Source organism: Ureibacillus yapensis (assembly GCF_003515775.1).
Classification (GTDB): Bacteria; Bacillota; Bacilli; order Bacillales_A; family Planococcaceae; genus Ureibacillus; species Ureibacillus yapensis.
On record NZ_QWEI01000005.1, the window covers coordinates 128962 to 143180 of the forward strand.

Below are 14219 nucleotides of genomic sequence, written 5' to 3' on the forward strand. Positions count from 1 at the left end.
GCTTGCCAATTCTTGAAGAAATCTGTGCATCAGAAAAAAATGGGGTACAGTGATACAATAAGATAAAAAGGGGAGGAAGGTAGAAATGGAAGAAACAAAGCTATGGATCAATGGCCAATGGGAAGAAACGTCCAATCGCTATTCTTTAACGGCACCTTACACTGGAGAGGTGATCGCAAAAGTAGCAAAAGCTTCCATGAAAGATGTGCAACGGGCAATAGCAGGGGCGCATCAAGCGTTCCAAAGTTTTCGTGAAACGACTGCATATGAACGTGCGGAAATTCTTTATAGAGTGGTAGAGATTATGCGCGGCCGAAAAGAAGAGTTTGCCAGAATATTGGCTGCAGAAGCAGGAAAGCCTATATCAGCAGGGCTGACGGAAATCGATCGCACCATTGCAACTTACCAATTTTCGGCTGAGGCAGCAAAACAATCTACAGGTGAAACGGTGCCGTTGGATGCAGCGCCGGGCACAAAAGACCGTATTGGTTATACAAAGAGAATTCCAATTGGGGTCGTGTCGGCGATCACACCATTTAATTTTCCATTTAACTTAGTCGCTCATAAATTAGGGCCAGCGTTTGCCGTGGGTAATACGGTAGTATTGAAACCTGCAACACAGACGCCATTAAGTTCCCTGGCCATGGCTGAAGTTTTCAAGGAAGCGGGATTGCCGGATGGCGCCTTGCAAATCGTCACGGGCTCCGGCAGCGAATTAAGCGATTCACTCGTCACGCATCCGCTTGTTAAAAAGGTAACATTTACAGGCAGTGGCGCCGTAGGATTGAAGATTAAAGAAAAAGTTGGGTTAAGAAAAATTACGTTGGAGCTGGGTTCCAATTCTGCATTGATTGTTGAGCCAAGCACCCCTATCGATCAAGTGATCTCACGCTGTGTAGGAGGCGCATTCGGCTTTGCCGGCCAAGTTTGCATTTCGCTGCAGCGGGTGTATATTCACGAATCTATTTACGAAGAGTTTTCGAACGCATTTGTGCAAGAAACGAAAAAGCTGAAATTAGGCGACCCTTTTGATGCTGCAACAGATGTTAGTGCCATGATTCATCCAAAAGAAGTTGACCGAATCAAAAATTGGATTGAAGAAGCAAAATCGCAAGGTGCCGAAGTGGCAATAGGCGGGGAGTTTACTGAAAGAACAATGAGCCCGACAGTGATGGTGAACGTTAAGCCGGACATGAAAGTGGTCTGCCAGGAAACCTTTGCTCCAATTGTTTCTCTGGTGCCGTACAAAACTCTGGATGAAGCCATTTCGTTGGTAAATGCTTCAGATTTGGGATTGAATGCAGGTATCTATACAAATGTATTAACGGATGCCATGAAAGCTGCAGACAAAATCGAAGCGGGCACAGTGGTGATCAATGATATTCCAACCTTCCGCGTGGACAACATGCCGTATGGCGGCGTGAAAAATAGTGGGTATGGAAGAGAAGGCATAAAATATGCCATCAATGAAATGACGGAATTGAAATTCATTACCATAAAGACAACAATCTAATAAAATCAAGTTTTTAACAAAGTGAACAACTGGTGGAGGACCCCTATGATCAATGAAGTGTCGATGAGTTTTTCACGTTCTCATCAAACGCATCTTATTTTACCGCCCGATACAAATCACCATGGTTCCATTTTTGGTGGAAGAGTGTTGGCTTATATCGATGAAATTGCAGCCGTTACAGCAATGAAACATGCAAAGTCTGAAGTGGTTACCGCTTCGTTTGACTCTGTTGACTTTGTTTCACCGGCTTACGAAGGGAACATTCTGGAACTTGAAGCAGTCGTGACATCGACAGGGCGCTCTTCGATGGAAGTGTATGTGCGAGTCATGTCACGCGATATTCGAACAAACGAAACGAAGCTTACAACAGAATCCTTTGTCACCATGGTGGCGGTTGACAAAGAAGGAAAACCGATACAAGTTCCGCGTGTCTATCCTGAAACAGAACGAGAAAGACAGCTGTTCGATACTGGCGATGCACGCAGGGAGCTAAGGCAAGCCAAGCGTGAAAACACAAAAATCCGCCGTTTGCTTTTGGATCAATACGATTAAAAAAACCTTCTCCATTTCGGATTTTTGTCCGAGAGGAGAAGGTTTTATTCTTGTGTGTTTTTCTTATGTCTAGCTGCGAACGCGCGCTTGCATGGCTAACCGGGCATTCTCCGCTTTTCTTTTAATCCGAAAGTTCGTGAACGACATTCAGTAGTGAGTCGGACGATGAAGATACCTGGGAGGCACTTTCTGTCAGCTCGCTGATCAGTCTTGAAATTTCGTTAACATCCTTGGTTGTGCTTGTATATTGTTGTTTAATGCCTGAGACCGCTTCAGCGATGGAGTTAAATGATTCTTCGAGCATTTTCTGCGTTTGTACGCTTCTTTGTACTTGGTCATCGACATTGTTAACGGAAGTGGTCATATGTTCAATGTTATTCTCTGTTTCTAGAATTAAGTGCGAGACGTTTTGAACGGCTGATTTCGTTTCTTCCGCCAGTTTTCGAACTTCCTCCGCTACTACAGCGAAGCCCTTTCCATGCTCTCCAGCTCTTGCTGCCTCAATGGATGCGTTTAATGAGAGCAAGTTTGTTTGATCTGCAATTCCAGTGACTAACGAGACAATCTCGGAAATTTTTTGGGAGGAAATGCGCAGATTTTTCATGGATTGATCCAGCATTTCCACACTTTCTAAAATCACTTGCATTAGTTGCGTTTGCATTTGCAATTGGTTTTTGCCCAGATTGGATTTCTCCTCTGTATCAGCTACAAAACTTAATCCTTGATTTGTGGCATCGGCAATATTCCCTGACTGGGAAGAAATCACATATAAAGAACCGGCCGTTTCTTCACTAATTGCATTCAATTCTTCAGCTGTATTTTGTACTGTCGAAATCAATGAATTTTTGATTGCATTATATTCCAGGCGGATTCTTTGCTGCTCTTCGTCATAAGCTTGGATTACCAGCTGCTGTTCTAGATTGATGATTTTGGAAAAGGCATTAATCGCTTTAGCTGCATCATTTTTGGAGATATCCAAGTTATTTATAAAACGAATGAACGTCGTCATTAAAGATTGGAACGAGCTTAAATACCATTGCGACTCTAACCCGATTCGCACATGTGTTGCGGCAATGGTATTTCTTTGTTTGACATAGTTCTCGTTAATCTTGCTGTCGAAAATTTCGGATAAATGCCGTTTCAATGTTACTTTTAGCCGCTCAATTTTTGAATGTTGGTTAATAATGCCCATCAAATGCTCACTTTTCATGAGCGCTTCATAAAATTGGTTGACCATTTCAGGAATAAATTCCTCGGATAGAGGTTTTAATTGTTTTAATATGGCTAAGTCTTCTTTAGTAAGCTGGATCAGTTCAATTTGTTTCAATAAAGCAGGGTATTTTGCTAAATCCAGTTGAACGTCGTTTATGTACTGATTTATATCGAAATAATAGGAATTCTGTTTATTTGAATTTTTTCTGAAAATAGACATCCTTTTCTCCGTTCTTAAATTATTGATATTTTATAAAAAATGTTTTCTTTCTATGATACCTTAAGTCTATAGGAAATTTCTATATTCATATGATTTTTTTACCATACATTTTTTTGAACAATTTATTAAATAGTGGTTGAGATTATTTGTTTAACCGCACGTTCATTGAAGTTTTCATTTATTCCATGTAAAATACGAATTAACTAAAAAAGTACGTTAAAGACATTCATAATATAGAAAAGGAAGTATGACATGGAGAAACACCGATTAAAATTTGTGATTCCCTCAATGGTGGTTGTAGCGATTGGAGCAATTTTCATGTTGCGGAATAACTATCCGGAAGTGTCAATGAGAGATGGTGTGTTGATTACTTTATTTGCCACGCTGTTCTCCGGGTATATCGCGTATATGTTATTTCCCCGTGATGAAGAAAAAGCACCTGATTCAAAATCAACCAATTCCCGAAAGAAAAACTAAAGCAATGAACCTGTGAGTCACTTACTCGTGGGTTCTTTTTATTTTAAAACTGAAACTATTATGATAGGTTATCCGTAAAAGAAATATAAGCTATATGAATTTTAAAGATGAAAGGTTGATGAAAGATGGACAATAAATGGGCCAAGGTCATCATTCACGCTAGTGCCTTTTTTGCACCTGTATTAGTTCCGATTTTATTTTGGCTGCTAAGCTCGGATGAAGAAATCAAACGAGTTTCCATTCAGGCATTACTATTCCAAGGGGTCATGTGGATCTTGATCTTTATTTCAAGTCTGCTGGTTATTTTTATAATCGGTATTCCGTTATTGATTGTTTTTGGAATCATGACGATTGTGGTTCCGCTTATCGGAATAGTGAAAGCCTTGGGTGATCAATCATGGGATTACCCAATCGTAGGACGCTGGGTATAGGAAGTAAAACAATTCCAAAATTGAGAGTTTAATCTAAAGGATGAAGCGTCATACTAAGAAATACCAAAACTTTGAGGCTATTTCTTAAACTTTCGTTCATTCATCATAGTCTTTTAAAGAGGTGGTCTCCATTAAAAATGGGATTGCCTCTTCTTGTTTTAAAAAAACATTTAATGGAAATAGAAAAAAGTATAGGCGTTTTGATTTGCATTTTTAAATTGATGTTTATATAATAAAGTCAAAGATAGTCAAAGTCAGTAAGTGAGTGAGGTGAGGAATTAAAAAATGAGAAATATATCTGACATCATTGAAGGTTATTTGAAACAAGTTATCGAATTAGGTGGACAAGGACATATTGAGATTAAACGGAGTGAGCTGGCGGATAAATTCCAATGCGTCCCATCCCAAATCAATTATGTCATTAATACACGTTTTACAGCCGAAAGAGGATATCTTGTTGAAAGTAAACGCGGGGGCGGAGGCTATATCCGGATCTTGCGCGTGAAAGTGCACTCCAAAATGGAACTGCTGGAGGAAATCATGAAGCAAATCCAAAACGGAGCGACACAAGCAATGGCAGAGGATATTATTTATCGTTTGATCGACGAAGAAGTAATTTCAAAACGCGAAGCAAAGCTAATGCTCGCCGCAGTCGATCGGTCCACACTGCAATTACAATTGCCGACTAGAGACCAATTAAGGTCCTATATTCTGAAGTCTATGTTAACAACATTAAAATATGATAGGTAGAAGAGCGGAGAACGCCTCCTTAGCCCATCCAACGCTCGGGGGCTGGCGTTCGCAGCTAACCACTATCAAAAAACTTTAATTAAACAAAAATAGTTAGTCAAAAAGGGGCGAGGTCATGATTTGTGAACACTGTCAAGAGCGGCAGGCAACAGTAACGGTTACACAAGTTGTCAATGGCCAAAAAAGCGAAAAACACTATTGCGAGATTTGTGCGCAAAACTTCCATCCTTTTAATTTGGATTTTCATAAAGAAGAACAAATCCCGATTCACCAACTGGTATCCAATTTATTTGGATTGCCTGTATGGAATAGCGGCACACAGGAAAAAGCGCAACCCGTTATCCAAAAATCGGCTCAATGTCCGACATGCGGGTTTACCTTCCGCAGGTTTTTGAACGAAGGAAAGTTTGGATGTGCGCAATGTTATGAAACCTTTGGAAAACAACTTCCGCAAGTGTTGACCAAAATCCAAGCTGGAACGAGCCATGTTGGTAAAGCGCCAGGCAAACCGCAACGGCCGGATGAGACAATCAGAAAAGAAATTGCTGCTGCTCGTGAAAAATTGCAAAAAGCTATTGTAGAAGAACGTTTTGAAGATGCTGCTACTTTGCGTGATGAAATCCGGGATATGGAACGTAAACTAGAAGGTGGGGGTGTGGATACACCATGAATCTAGAATACTTTTTGAAAAGCAAGGCGCCCGGCTGGATGGATGATAAAGGAATTGATGCAGATATTGTCCTGAGTACACGTGTCCGCCTGGCTAGAAATTTAGAGGGATCTCGTTTCCCGCTAAGTTTTACAGAGCAAGAAGCACAGCAAGTGAATGACATGATAACAAAGGCAGCCATTTCTTTAAATAATGAAGAGCTGAATTTTTCCAACTTCACAATTAGTGAAATGCCGGCATTGCAACGGCAAGTTTTGGTGGAAAAACATTTGATCAGCCCCCTTCTAGCCAAGAAGGAGAAATCCGCATCTGTTCTAATATCAAATGACGAAACTGTCAGCTTAATGGTAAACGAAGAAGATCACCTAAGAATTCAATGTTTGCTGCCGGGTCTACAGATTTCGGAGGCATATTCCAAAGCTGAAAAGTTGGATAGTCAACTGGAAAAACAACTGCCTTATGCCTTCAATGAACAGTTTGGCTATTTAACAAGCTGTCCGACAAATGTCGGAACTGGGCTCCGTGCTTCCGTGATGATGCATTTGCCGGCGCTAACCATGTCAAAACAAATCAAAGTTGTTACACAAATGTTGGCGCGGTTAGGTATGGTTGTACGGGGTATATATGGAGAAGGCAGTGAAAATTTGGGGAATATTTATCAAATCTCGAACCAAATGACTCTCGGAAAATCAGAAGAAGAAATTTTGCAAGACTTGCAGGAAGTAACAATTCAGATTATCAAAAATGAACGCGGTGCCCGGGAGGCATTGCTGAAAAATTCCCGAATAGTATTAGAAGACCGCTTCAATCGTTCATTGGGAACGTTAAAATATGCTCGCATTTTAACGACTGAAGAAGCCGCTGCTTGTTTATCGAATGTTCGTCTGGGAGTAGATATGGGGATTATTCAAGGAGTCCCATTGCATATCTTGAATGAGTGCATGATTCTACTGCAGCCAGGATTTGTACAGCAATATGCAGGCACTACACTGCAAGCAAACGAACGAGATATCTATAGAGCAAAATTACTGCGCGAGAAATTGAATTTAAAAAATCAAAAGCTAATGGAAAAAGGAGAGGAAAGACATGATGTTTAACCGTTTCACTCAACGTGCACAAAAAGTATTGCAATTGGCGCAAGAAGAAGCCATCCGTTGGAAACACGAATCCATTGGTACGGAACATATTTTACTTGGCCTTATTCGTGAAGGTGGGGGCATTGCAGCCAAGGCTTTGGAAGCGATCGATGTTAGCCCGCAAATCATTGAATCAGGAATTGAAGAACTGGTGGGCAAAGGCGCGAAAGACGTTGGACCGATCGTTCACTATACACCAAGAGCGAAAAAAGTGATTGAATTGTCGGTAGATGAATCAAGAAAACTTGGCCATGCTTATATCGGTACGGAGCATATCTTGCTTGCGTTAATTCGTGAAGGTGAAGGAGTGGCAGCTCGCGTACTTGCAAATGCCGGAGTAAGTTTAAATAAAGCACGTCAACAAGTTCTATTATTATTGGGGAATAATGATTCCACTCAAAATGCAAGCAACCCGACACAATCCGTGAATACACCTACTTTGGATGGATTGGCACGCGATTTAACGGCCATTGCACGTGAAGGCACTTTAGACCCTGTCATTGGCCGCAGTAAAGAGATTACTCGCGTGATTGAAGTGCTGTCCCGCCGAACAAAAAACAATCCTGTGTTAATTGGGGAACCTGGTGTAGGTAAAACAGCCATTGCTGAAGGGCTTGCACAACAAATTGTCAATAATGAAGTTCCTGAAATCCTGCGAGATAAACGAGTCATGACTTTAGATATGGGAACGGTTGTAGCAGGAACAAAATATCGTGGTGAATTTGAAGATCGCCTGAAAAAAGTAATGGATGAAATCCGCCAAGCCGGAAACGTCATTCTTTTCATTGACGAGTTGCATACATTGATCGGTGCAGGTGGAGCTGAAGGTGCAATCGATGCATCAAACATTTTAAAACCTTCGCTGGCACGTGGAGAACTTCAATGTATCGGGGCTACAACGCTTGATGAATATCGCAAATACATTGAGAAAGATGCTGCATTGGAGCGTCGTTTCCAACCAATCCAAGTTGATGAGCCATCTGTAGAAGAAACAATCCTGATTATCAACGGCCTGCGTGATCGCTATGAAGCGCATCACCGCGTGAAAATCACGGATGAAGCAATTGAAGCGGCAGCAAAATTATCCGACCGCTATATTTCCGACCGATTCTTGCCGGATAAAGCAATCGATTTAATCGATGAAGCAGGCTCAAAAGTACGCTTGCGTTCATACACTGTTCCACCAAACTTAAAAGCTTTGGAAGAAAAACTGGACAATGTTCGAAACGAAAAGAACGCAGCGGTTTCGAGCCAAGAGTTTGAAAAAGCGGCAGCACTTCGCGATACAGAACAAAAAATCAAAGATGAGTTAGATTCAACAAAGAAAACATGGAAAGAAAAACAAGGGAAAGAAGAGTCTGAAGTAACGGTAGAAGATATTGCGCAAGTTGTTTCAATGTGGACTGGAATCCCGGTTTCAAAAATCGCTCAAGAAGAATCAGCGAAACTTCTTAACCTGGAAGAAGAATTGCACAAGCGCGTAGTTGGCCAAGGTGAAGCGGTAGAAGCCATTTCCCGTGCAATCCGCCGTGCTCGTGCCGGCCTGAAAGATCCAAAACGTCCAATTGGTTCATTTATCTTCCTAGGACCTACAGGGGTTGGTAAAACAGAAGTTGCCCGTGCCCTTGCAGAAGTCATGTTCGGTGATGAAGATGCGATGATCCGTGTCGACATGTCCGAATATATGGAGAAACATTCAACTTCACGTCTAGTTGGTTCACCTCCAGGTTATGTTGGATTTGAGGAAGGCGGTCAATTAACTGAAAAAGTACGCCGCAAACCTTATTCCGTAATATTGCTTGATGAAATAGAAAAAGCACACCCAGATGTATTCAACATTTTACTTCAAGTATTGGATGACGGCCGTTTAACAGATTCTAAAGGACGTACGGTTGATTTCCGCAATACTGTGGTAATAATGACATCCAACGTGGGCGCTGATGCGCTTAAATATCGCAAATCTTTAGGATTCGGCACTGGTGATGCTGCTTCTTCGAAATATAAAGATATGAAAGGCACAATGCTCGAAGAATTGAAAAAAGCATTCCGCCCAGAATTCCTTAACCGTATCGACGAAGTGATTGTCTTCCACTCATTAGAAAAAGATGAATTGAAACAAATTATCTCACTAATGGCAGGCTCTTTAACAAAACGCTTAAAAGAGCAAAATATCGAGCTGGAACTAACAGATGCTGCGCTTGAAAAAATTGCGGAGGAAGGATACGATCCACAATATGGAGCACGTCCATTGCGTCGTGCATTGCAAAAACATGTGGAAGATCGCCTTTCTGAAGAATTACTAAAAGGTACAATCAGTACTGGTCAAAGTGTAACAATTGATTATGCTGACAATGATTTTGTGGTTCTGCCGAAAAGTGAAGCAGTAACAAAATAAGATTGAACATAGCGGTTGATTCAGAAATGAATCAACCGTTTTTTTATTGCAAAAGGGAGGAGTACTATCCTCGGACCGACAGTTGTCAGACTTCATAGCCAATTGTGAATTATAAATATAATTTCTGTTATAAAACAATTGATTCATTTAATAAAACCCTCGAAAAATCATAAATATACTTTTTCAAACCGATTATTTTAATGGAAATGTTAAAAAAGAAGTTGAAAATGTAAGCCGTTACATTGTATAGTTTTAATACAGCATTAATACTAAAACGGTTTAGTAAACCGTTTTATGGATAGATAATCAATAAAAAATGAGGAGGGGAGTCATTTGGCTGCAAAGATGGTATGGACTTTGGGAGACGCCCTGATTACATTCAACCCAACAAGTACTGGTCCCATGCGTTATGTTTCAAGTTTCGAACGAAAAGTGGGTGGAGCAGAGCTAAACTTTGCAATTGGATGTGCCAGATTAGGACTTCAAGTAAAGTGGATGAGTAGATTGGGAGATGACGAGTTTGGAAAAGTCATCTATAAATTTGCTCGTGGAGAAGGGATCGATACTTCGCAGGTAAAATTGGTTGAAGGTTATCCTACCTCATTGAATTTTAAAGAAATTCGGGAAGACGGATCAGGCAAAACATTTTACTATCGTTATCAATCTCCCATTTTAACGTTATCAAATGAAGATATAACGGAAGAAATGTTTGATGGAGTGGATGTGATTCACCTATCGGGTGTTTTTTTGGCGATTGCTCCGCAAAATTTGGCTATCACAATGCGTGTGCTGGAAATAGCAAAGAAAAGAAACATCACGGTTTCCTTTGATCCGAATATTCGTCTGAAACTTTGGACAATCGAAGAAGCCAAGCGTGCCTATACGAAAATTTTCCCGTATGTAGATATTTTATTAACAGGCCTTGATGAAATCGAAATGATTTTGGGAGATGCTTCAGAGAAAGCACTGGAGCAATTCGCGAAAGAATGCGCCATTAACCACTTGATTATTAAGGATGGCGGAAATGGCGTTAAAGCGCTGATTGATGGCGAATGGTACAAAAAAGATGCATTTAAAGTGAAACCAATTGATACAGTCGGTGCAGGCGATGGGTTTGACGCAGGTTATATTTATGGCTATTTAAACGATATGAACGTTGAAGAACGGCTGACTTTCGCCAATGCTGTCGGGGGATTGGTTACAACCGTGTCGGGCGATAACGAAGGTTTGCCGGAATTGGAAGATGTGGAAGCGTTTATTGGAAAGCGAAAAATCGTTGAACGATAAAAACGGGGGCAAGATACAATGAAAAAATTTGAGATATTGCAAACATTAATTACCGAAAAACTGGTTGCGGTTATCCGGGGAAATAGCCCCGAAGAAGCGGTTGCTTTAACAAAAGGTGCCATTGAGGGCGGTATTACATCCATTGAGTTAACGTATACAACGCCTTTTGTACATGAAGTATTCACGGCGTTAAAGGATAGCGGCGCTTTAATCGGAGCTGGCACCGTTCTTGATGCCGAAACTGCGCGCCACGCCATCTTGCATGGTGCCCAGTTCGTGGTAAGCCCTTCTTTTAACGAATCAATCGCACAAGTTTGCAATCGGTACAGCATTCCTTACTTGCCGGGCTGCATGACGATTCGTGAAATGGTAAAAGCATTGGAAGCGGGCTGTGACGTACTAAAATTATTCCCTGCCAACAACTTCACGCCAGGGTTTATAAAATCTGTCAAAGGGCCTCTGCCGAATGTAAACATTATGCCAACAGGCGGCATTAATGCATCCAATATGAAGGAATGGTTGGAAGCGGGGGCAGTAGCTGTTGGAATTGGCAGTGATTTAAATCGCGCCTACAAAGAAGGCGGTTATGAAGCGGTAGTAGCGACAAGCAAAAATTATCGTGCACAACTTTCAAAATAAGGGAGGAAATCTTATGAACATGACCTTTCGTTGGTATGGTCGCGGAAACGATACGGTGACATTGGAACATATCAAACAAATCCCGGGAACTAAAGGAATCGTTTGGGCTTTGCATAACAAGCAAGCAGGCGAACTTTGGACAAAAGAAGAGATTAAAGAAGAAGTGGAATACATTCAAAGCCATGGCTTCCATACGGATGTTGTCGAAAGCGTGAATGTACACGAAGATATAAAGCTGGGGAAACAGACGCGTGATCAATATATCGAAAATTACAAACAGACCATTCGAAATTTGGGGGAAGCCGGCGTTAAGGTGATTTGCTACAATTTCATGCCGATTTTCGATTGGACGCGCACCGATCTTTTCCACCCACTTCCGGATGGTTCGACTGCACTTTATTTTGATAAGGAAAAAGTGATCAACCTTGATCCGCAAGAATTGGTTAAAACGGTTAGTGAAGCATCAGACCTCTCATTGCCGGGATGGGAACCTGAACGCCTGGCTCGTCTATCGGAGTTGTTTGAAGAATACAAGGGAGTAGATGAAGAACAGCTTTGGTCCAATCTTCAATACTTCCTGGAAGCCATCTTGCCGGTTGCTGAAGAGGCTGGTATTCAGATGGCCATTCACCCGGATGACCCGCCATATTCCATCTTTGGATTGCCGCGCATTATTACTGGTGCAGCCAGCTATGAGCGCTTAATCCGAATTTCGGATTTAGAGGCAAATGGCTTTACCCTTTGCACAGGTTCAATGGGGGCGAGTCCGGAAAATAATATGGTGGAAATTGCAGAGAAATATGCTTACCGGTCGCCATTTGCCCATATTCGAAATGTGAAAATTTTCGATAATGGCAGCTTTACGGAAACATCCCATTATACAACGGATGGTTCGATTGATATTAAAGGGGTCGTAAAGGCGCTCCATGACCAAAATTACGAAGGTTATGTTCGTCCGGATCACGGTCGCCATCTATGGGGCGAAGTTTGCCGGCCTGGCTATGGTTTATATGACCGTGCGCTTGGCATTATGTATTTGCTTGGTCTTTGGGATGCTTACAATAATGCGAAAGGGTGATTTGAATGATTCCGATTCATGAAAATTTAAAAGAGCGTGTAGCGGTCATAACGGGAGGAAGCGGTGTGCTTTGCTCCGAGATGGCACGTGAACTTGCGCGTCAGGGAATGAAGATTGCCATTTTAAATTTAAATGCCGAAAAAGGGCAAAAAGTAGTGGAAAGCATTAAGCAATCTGGTGGGGAAGCCATTTCCATCAGCACAAACGTTTTGAATAAACAATCGCTGATCAATGCACGCGAAGAAATTTTAAAGCAATTTGGCCGCGTGGACTTATTGATCAATGGAGCTGGAGGCAATCATCCGGATGCCATTACCGCTCCGGAAGAGTCTGTCCAGGAAATAGAGGGAAAAACGTTCTTTGACCTGGATGAAAAAGGATTTTCAGATGTTTTCTCTTTAAATTTCACAGGAACCTTCCTTGCTTGCCAGGTTTTTGGGCAAGCGCTATTGAAAGCGGAAGCACCGACAATTATCAATATTTCGTCCATGAGCGGTTATACGCCGTTAACGAAGATCCCTGCTTACAGCGCGGCAAAAGCTTCCATCAACAACTTTACGGAATGGCTGGCTGTTCACTTTGCCCAGGAAGGACTTCGCGTGAATGCCATTGCTCCAGGTTTCTTTGTGACCACACAAAACAAGGATTTGCTTGTTGAAGCCAATGGAGAGTATACAAGCCGCTCCAAGAAAATCCTAGCTGCCACACCTATGAAAAAATTCGGTGAGCCGCAACATTTATTAGGTGCATTATTGTTCCTTGCGGATGAATCGTACTCTTCTTTTGTGACAGGAACAACAATTCCAGTGGATGGTGGATTCAACGCTTATTCTGGAGTGTAAACAATGGGAAGAATAACGATCAATGATGTAGCAAAAGAAGCAAGTGTATCCAAAAGTACCGTTTCCCAGTTTCTCAATAACCGTTACGAATATATGAGTGAAGAAACAAGGGGGAAGATTGCAAAAGCAATCGAAAAATTAAACTACCAGCCCAATATTGTGGCGAGAAGTTTAAAACAAAAGTCTACCAAAACGATTGGCGTCATTGTTGCCAATATCGTCCACACATTCTCGACGCATATTATCAACCAGCTTGAAATGCATTTCCATGAACAGGGATTTAATATCATGGTTTGCAATGCCGGTGACGAACCGAAACGGGAACGGGAACATATAGAGATGCTGATTGCAAAACAAGTCGATGGAATAATAGCATTTCCTACCGGGGGCAATATTGACTTATATAAACGGCTTTATGAATCCAGGTTTCCGATTGTATTCATAGACCGCAAAATTGATAGTCTTCCGATTCCAAGCGTCTTGCTTGATAACCTGCTGGCAAGCTCCATGGCGGTTGATGCCTTTGTAAAGAAGGGATACAAACAAATTGCCATTATTACAAACTCGATCGATCAGCCAATTACACCGAGGATTGAACGCCTTGCCGGGTTTAAGGAAGCCTTGGAAAAACAGGGCCTTCCAATAACGGAACAGCATATTAAGGCGGTTCCTGTGGATGAGGTGCAAGAAACAATCGAGATGTTAATGAAGGATATAAAACCTGATGCCATTTTGGCTGCAAATGACCGTGTGTTAATCGAGCTGCTGCGCTATGTAAGGAAAAAGGGGTTAAAAATCCCACAAGATCTAGGTGTGATTGGAATAGATGAGGTTCCATATGCCTCCTTTTTTGAGCCGCCGATCAGCACGATTGAACAGCCTGCAGATCAAATTGCATTACAAGCTTCAACCATACTAGTTAAACAGATATCAAATCAATATGAATCAAACTCACAGTCTATTTATAGATTCGATCCACTATTAAATGAACGACAATCTTACTAAACAAAGAGGAAA

Annotated in this window: 14 protein-coding genes; 13 read left to right on the top strand and 1 reads right to left on the bottom strand. The window is 41.6% G+C overall.

Going from position 1 to position 14219, the window contains the following annotated elements; all coding sequences use genetic code 11:
- Positions 1-85 precede the first annotated feature (85 nt).
- Together D1B33_RS11240 and D1B33_RS11245 are read left to right on the top strand one after the other, a co-directional pair.
- Complete coding sequence (locus D1B33_RS11240) at positions 86-1513, top strand: aldehyde dehydrogenase family protein (protein ID WP_118876496.1); 1428 nt, start codon at positions 86-88, stop codon at positions 1511-1513.
- A gap of 45 nt (positions 1514-1558) precedes the next feature.
- Positions 1559-2065: an acyl-CoA thioesterase gene (locus D1B33_RS11245; protein WP_118876497.1), complete on the top strand. Its 507-nt coding sequence runs from the start codon at positions 1559-1561 to the stop codon at positions 2063-2065.
- Positions 2066-2186: 121 nt separating this feature from the next.
- Here the strand turns inward: D1B33_RS11245 and D1B33_RS11250 are convergent, their stop codons facing one another.
- Positions 2187-3497: a globin-coupled sensor protein gene (locus tag D1B33_RS11250; RefSeq protein WP_118876498.1), complete on the bottom strand. Its 1311-nt coding sequence runs from the start codon at positions 3495-3497 to the stop codon at positions 2187-2189.
- A 252-nt stretch (positions 3498-3749) separates the two neighbouring features.
- On the opposite strand from D1B33_RS11250, the gene D1B33_RS11255 reads away from it, so the two are divergent.
- The 11 genes from D1B33_RS11255 (at position 3750) to D1B33_RS11305 (ending at position 14207) form a co-directional block, all read left to right on the top strand.
- On the top strand, positions 3750-3974 hold the full coding sequence (locus D1B33_RS11255) for a hypothetical protein (protein WP_118876499.1): 225 nt from the start codon (positions 3750-3752) through the stop codon (positions 3972-3974).
- A gap of 125 nt (positions 3975-4099) precedes the next feature.
- Positions 4100-4405, top strand: coding sequence for a DUF4870 domain-containing protein (locus D1B33_RS11260; RefSeq protein WP_118876500.1), 306 nt, complete (start codon positions 4100-4102; stop codon positions 4403-4405).
- 285 nt (positions 4406-4690) lie between these two features.
- Positions 4691-5155 carry a CtsR family transcriptional regulator gene (locus tag D1B33_RS11265; protein WP_118876501.1) on the top strand — a complete coding sequence of 155 codons (465 nt, stop codon included), beginning with the start codon at positions 4691-4693 and terminating at the stop codon, positions 5153-5155.
- A 115-nt stretch (positions 5156-5270) separates the two neighbouring features.
- Complete coding sequence (locus D1B33_RS11270) at positions 5271-5825, top strand: nucleotide excision repair protein (protein WP_118876502.1); 555 nt, start codon at positions 5271-5273, stop codon at positions 5823-5825.
- Complete coding sequence (locus tag D1B33_RS11275; RefSeq protein WP_118876503.1) at positions 5822-6922, top strand: protein-arginine kinase McsB; 1101 nt, start codon at positions 5822-5824, stop codon at positions 6920-6922. The genes D1B33_RS11270 and D1B33_RS11275 overlap by 4 nt, the downstream gene beginning before the upstream one ends.
- Complete coding sequence (locus D1B33_RS11280) at positions 6912-9356, top strand: ATP-dependent Clp protease ATP-binding subunit (RefSeq protein WP_118876504.1); 2445 nt, start codon at positions 6912-6914, stop codon at positions 9354-9356. Before D1B33_RS11275 ends, D1B33_RS11280 begins: the two co-directional genes overlap by 11 nt.
- A gap of 345 nt (positions 9357-9701) precedes the next feature.
- The gene (locus D1B33_RS11285; protein ID WP_118876587.1) at positions 9702-10643 is read left to right on the top strand and encodes a sugar kinase; all 942 of its coding nucleotides are present in this window, start codon (positions 9702-9704) and stop codon (positions 10641-10643) included.
- An 18-nt stretch (positions 10644-10661) separates the two neighbouring features.
- Positions 10662-11282 (top strand): bifunctional 2-keto-4-hydroxyglutarate aldolase/2-keto-3-deoxy-6-phosphogluconate aldolase, encoded by a 621-nt coding sequence (locus D1B33_RS11290; RefSeq protein WP_118876505.1) that lies wholly within the window; start codon positions 10662-10664, stop codon positions 11280-11282.
- Between the two features lie 13 nt (positions 11283-11295).
- Positions 11296-12360: a mannonate dehydratase gene (gene uxuA / locus D1B33_RS11295; RefSeq protein WP_118876506.1), complete on the top strand. Its 1065-nt coding sequence runs from the start codon at positions 11296-11298 to the stop codon at positions 12358-12360.
- A 5-nt stretch (positions 12361-12365) separates the two neighbouring features.
- The gene (locus D1B33_RS11300; RefSeq protein ID WP_118876507.1) at positions 12366-13202 is read left to right on the top strand and encodes an SDR family oxidoreductase; all 837 of its coding nucleotides are present in this window, start codon (positions 12366-12368) and stop codon (positions 13200-13202) included.
- Positions 13203-13205: 3 nt separating this feature from the next.
- Positions 13206-14207 (top strand): LacI family DNA-binding transcriptional regulator, encoded by a 1002-nt coding sequence (locus D1B33_RS11305; protein WP_118876508.1) that lies wholly within the window; start codon positions 13206-13208, stop codon positions 14205-14207.
- Positions 14208-14219: the final 12 nt, after the last annotated feature.

Coding starts and splice junctions, on each gene's coding strand:
- D1B33_RS11240 (WP_118876496.1), top strand. CDS start 86: ATGGAAGAAACAAAGCTATGGATCAATGGCCAATGGGAAGAAACGTCC.
- D1B33_RS11245 (WP_118876497.1), top strand. CDS start 1,559: ATGATCAATGAAGTGTCGATGAGTTTTTCACGTTCTCATCAAACGCAT.
- D1B33_RS11250 (WP_118876498.1), bottom strand. CDS start 3,497: ATGTCTATTTTCAGAAAAAATTCAAATAAACAGAATTCCTATTATTTC.
- D1B33_RS11255 (WP_118876499.1), top strand. CDS start 3,750: ATGGAGAAACACCGATTAAAATTTGTGATTCCCTCAATGGTGGTTGTA.
- D1B33_RS11260 (WP_118876500.1), top strand. CDS start 4,100: ATGGACAATAAATGGGCCAAGGTCATCATTCACGCTAGTGCCTTTTTT.
- D1B33_RS11265 (WP_118876501.1), top strand. CDS start 4,691: ATGAGAAATATATCTGACATCATTGAAGGTTATTTGAAACAAGTTATC.
- D1B33_RS11270 (WP_118876502.1), top strand. CDS start 5,271: ATGATTTGTGAACACTGTCAAGAGCGGCAGGCAACAGTAACGGTTACA.
- D1B33_RS11275 (WP_118876503.1), top strand. CDS start 5,822: ATGAATCTAGAATACTTTTTGAAAAGCAAGGCGCCCGGCTGGATGGAT.
- D1B33_RS11280 (WP_118876504.1), top strand. CDS start 6,912: ATGATGTTTAACCGTTTCACTCAACGTGCACAAAAAGTATTGCAATTG.
- D1B33_RS11285 (WP_118876587.1), top strand. CDS start 9,702: ATGGTATGGACTTTGGGAGACGCCCTGATTACATTCAACCCAACAAGT.
- D1B33_RS11290 (WP_118876505.1), top strand. CDS start 10,662: ATGAAAAAATTTGAGATATTGCAAACATTAATTACCGAAAAACTGGTT.
- uxuA (WP_118876506.1), top strand. CDS start 11,296: ATGAACATGACCTTTCGTTGGTATGGTCGCGGAAACGATACGGTGACA.
- D1B33_RS11300 (WP_118876507.1), top strand. CDS start 12,366: ATGATTCCGATTCATGAAAATTTAAAAGAGCGTGTAGCGGTCATAACG.
- D1B33_RS11305 (WP_118876508.1), top strand. CDS start 13,206: ATGGGAAGAATAACGATCAATGATGTAGCAAAAGAAGCAAGTGTATCC.